At 35.5% G+C, this 1205-nt stretch carries 1 protein-coding gene; it reads right to left on the bottom strand.

The window, feature by feature from the left end; translation table 11 throughout:
* Positions 1 to 1168, bottom strand: a 1168-nt coding sequence (locus tag ACFUTU_RS21415) for a DNA polymerase (RefSeq protein ID WP_377967966.1), incomplete at its 3' end; no start/stop codon positions are given.
* Between the last annotated feature and the right edge of the window lie 37 nt (positions 1169 to 1205).

Genomic DNA, 1205 nt, shown 5'->3' with positions numbered 1-1205 from the left:
ATTTCATTGTCTCCGAACCTTTGACCAAACGATATTGTTTTACTTTGCTTTTTTCGGGATAATTAAATACATTCCGAGAAAAAGAGGATATTTCTTTTTCTATTTCTTCTGGTTTTATTTCATCAGCATATTTTTCATAATACGTTTTTGGTTGAATGAATAAACCTTCTTCAAGAATACCTTCCAGTTTCCATTTACCGTACTCTCTATCGTCAACCATGTCATCATCAAAAATAGCTTCACATGCTATTGAATCGGTATCACAATATGCCACATCGCCTTTTTCTAATTGTTTAATTAAACCTCTATATAATAAAATACGCGCGTATGACGTAACGTAGGCGGCTATATGCGGCTGAATATACGGCGCTTTGCTGGGGACGGCTGCTTCAATAAATTCTTGTCCATATACAGGGTTAAATAATTCAACATAAGGATAGCCTTTTTCTTCGCATGTCTCAATTTCTGTGACAGGTAAAATCGTTTGCCGAACCCTTTGCATACCGAATTTTCCGTACAGTGCATTTTGCATTAATTTTGCAAACGTCTTTTTTGCTCCATCACTTGTATTTTTAATCTCTTCAAAATAGGAGACAAAATCTTTAAATATATAATCGGTCTTTTCAAAATAAATACATTGATGAATTTCTTTTATTTTAGCACCCATTTCTAACGCCAATTCAATTTCTTCAAACGTCCATATCCCTGAAAGGTTACCGACCGGGAAACATAATTTTTTGTACATTCTGTGAGGTAGAGGCGGTATATGTAAAGTAGTCGGTATGTGAATATCACATTCTAAAAAACCGCCGCCCTGTCTATAGCTGTACCAATATTTAAATACGTTTCGGGCTTTGTCTCCTTTATGGTGACGCGGTTTCCCTATAGGTATTGGGTTCACTTTCATAACGTACGGATATAATGAATTTACATCATAATGAAAGCCGCCATTTAATTCACTTTGAAATACTTCTGTACGTCCACCATAATATGCCTTGCGTATAAAATCCTCTGTAAACTCGCCCCATTTGCTATAACCGTAATTCGTGGAAATAGCCTTTTCATAATCTTCAGGATAATTCATTTGATATACTTTCATTGCAAGACTTGCGGTAGTAGGACATTTTAAAAATTCATGAATCGGCAAGCCGGATATTTCAATAAGCATTGTAACAATTTCATATAATGCCACACAGTCCAACCGC

Source organism: Arthrobacter sp. NPDC057388 (assembly GCF_042668165.1).
Lineage (GTDB): Bacteria > Actinomycetota > Actinomycetes > Actinomycetales > Micrococcaceae > Arthrobacter.
The sequence above is the reverse complement of the archived record's forward strand: the minus strand, read 5'-3'. Positions and strand labels throughout refer to the sequence as shown.